This is a genomic window from Caldovatus aquaticus, assembly GCF_019458025.1.
Lineage (GTDB): Bacteria > Pseudomonadota > Alphaproteobacteria > Acetobacterales > Acetobacteraceae > Caldovatus > Caldovatus aquaticus.
The window spans coordinates 1-2,020 of sequence record NZ_JAHZUY010000123.1; the positions used below are offsets into that span (position 1 = coordinate 1).

Annotated in this window: 2 protein-coding genes; both read left to right on the plus strand. The window is 72.7% G+C overall.

What is annotated here, in order from left to right:
* The first annotated feature begins 110 nt into the window (after positions 1 to 110).
* Positions 111 to 794, plus strand: a complete 684-nt coding sequence (locus K1J50_RS18730; RefSeq protein WP_220119262.1) for an aldo/keto reductase — start codon at positions 111 to 113, stop codon at positions 792 to 794.
* A gap of 119 nt (positions 795 to 913) precedes the next feature.
* Positions 914 to 1,897 carry a 2-hydroxyacid dehydrogenase gene (locus K1J50_RS18735; RefSeq protein WP_220119263.1) on the plus strand — a complete coding sequence of 328 codons (984 nt, stop codon included), beginning with the start codon at positions 914 to 916 and terminating at the stop codon, positions 1,895 to 1,897.
* Positions 1,898 to 2,020 lie beyond the last annotated feature (123 nt).

The window sequence follows — 2,020 nt, forward strand, 5'->3', positions numbered from 1 at the left end:
CAGAGGCTCGATGATCCGCCATTCCGCCTCACTCAGATCGAACCGCGACATGCCAAGCTCCCGTCCAGCAGGGAACTTGAATCAGATCCCAGCCCGTCGCGTCCAGCAGTTTGGGTTCAGGACCTAGCCGCGAGCAGGGGGACCTGTTCCAGCTCCACAACCCGATCTCGGAGACGCCGGCGGCGACGGAGCTGACGCCGCAGGCGGCGCTCGAGGAGGTGCTCCCGGCCTTCGAGCGGCTGCGGGCGCAGGGCAAGACGCGCTTCCTCGGCATCACCGCCCTCGGCCAGCCGGCGGCGCTGCGCCGGGTGATCGGCGCGCGGGTTCTGGACACCGCGCAGATCCCCTACAACCTGCTCAATCCGAGCGCGCGCGCGCCGCTGCCGCCCGGCTTCCCGGCGCACGACTTCGAAGGCTCTCTGCGCGACGCGGCGGCGGCCGATGTCGGCGTGATCGGCATCCGCGTCCTTGCCGCCGGCGCGCTCAGCGGCGAGGAGACGCGCCATCCGGTCGCGCAGCCGGTGGTGGCGCCGATCGGCTTCGGCTCCGACTACCGCACCGATCTCGAGCGCGCGCGCCGGTTCCGCCCCCTCGTCGCCGAGGGGCACGCGGCGGACCTGGTCGAGGCCGCGCTGCGCTACGCCATCGCCGCGCCGGAGATGGCAACGGTGCCGATCGGCACGGCGAGCCTCGGGCAGCTCGAGCACGCGCTCGCCGCCGCGGCCAAGGGGCCGCTCTCGGCGGAGGCGCTGGCGCGGGTGGCGGCGCTGCAGCGCGGCCTCGCCGGCGGCTGAACACCGCGCCCGAAGGGGCGCGCCGCGCGGCGGCCGGCCGCATTCCGGACGCCGCCGCCCCCTGTCCGCCGTGCCGCCATGCGCTATGCTGGACCGCGACCGCAGGGGAGGGAACGCCGATGGCGCAGAGGCCGCCGCGCATCGTGGTGATGGACAGCCCGCTGAGCGCGATGGAAGTGGCGCGCGAGCTCGCGCCGGCCGGGTTCGAGATGGTGGTGGCGCGGTTCGGCACGCCGGAATTCGCCGAGGCGATGCGGGAGGCCGAATACCTCGTCGGCTTCGGCAGCCCGGCGATGGACGACGCCTTCTTCCGCGCCGCGCCGAAGCTGCGCCTGGTCCAGCTCCTGAGCGCGGGCTACGACACCTGCAACCTCGAGGCCGCGCGCCGCGCAGGCGTGCCGATCTGCAACAACGGCGGGGCGAACGCGACCGCCGTCGCCGAGCACGCGCTGATGCTGATGCTCGCGGTCTGCCGGCGCCTGATCTGGCAGCACCAGAACGTCGTTGCCGGCCGCTGGCGCGGCAACGACCCCTCGCAGGTCAGGCTCTACGAGCTGCGGGGCAAGACGCTCGGCATCGTCGGGCTCGGCACGATCGGCAAGAAGGTGGCGCGGCTCGCGGGCGCCTTCGGCATGGAGGTGCTGTACTACGACATCGTGCGGCTGTCGGAGGACGCGGAGGATGCGCTCGGCGTGCGTTTCCGCCTGCTCGGCGAGCTGCTGCGCGCCTCCGACATCGTCTCGCTGCACGTGCCGCTGACGCCGGCGACGCGGCACATGATCGGCCGGGCCGAGCTCGCGCGGATGAAGCCGACCGCCTACCTCGTCAACACCTGCCGCGGGCCGGTGGTGGACGAGGCCGCGCTCTTCGAGGCGCTGCGCGACGGAACGATCGCCGGGGCCGGGCTCGACGTCTTCGACCAGGAGCCGCCGCCGGCGGACAACCCGCTGTTCGGCCTCGACAACGTGGTGCTGACGCCGCACTACGCCGGCCCGACCTGGGACAACCAGGCCGCGCGCTTCCGCAACGCCTTCGACAATTGCCAGCGCGTGGCGCGGGGCGAGAAGCCGCTCTGGATCGTGCCGGAGCTCGCCGGCGCCTAGGTCCTGAACCCAAACTGCTGGACGCGACGGGCTGGGATCTGATTCAAGTTCCCTGCTGGACGGGAGCTTGGCATGTCGCGGTTCGATCTGAGTGAGGCGGAATGGCGGATCATCGAGCCTCTG

What these genes read in the sequence shown, in the direction of transcription:
- K1J50_RS18735 (WP_220119263.1), top strand. Translation starts at nt 914, where the DNA reads ATGGCGCAGAGGCCGCCGCGCATCGTGGTGATGGACAGCCCGCTGAGC.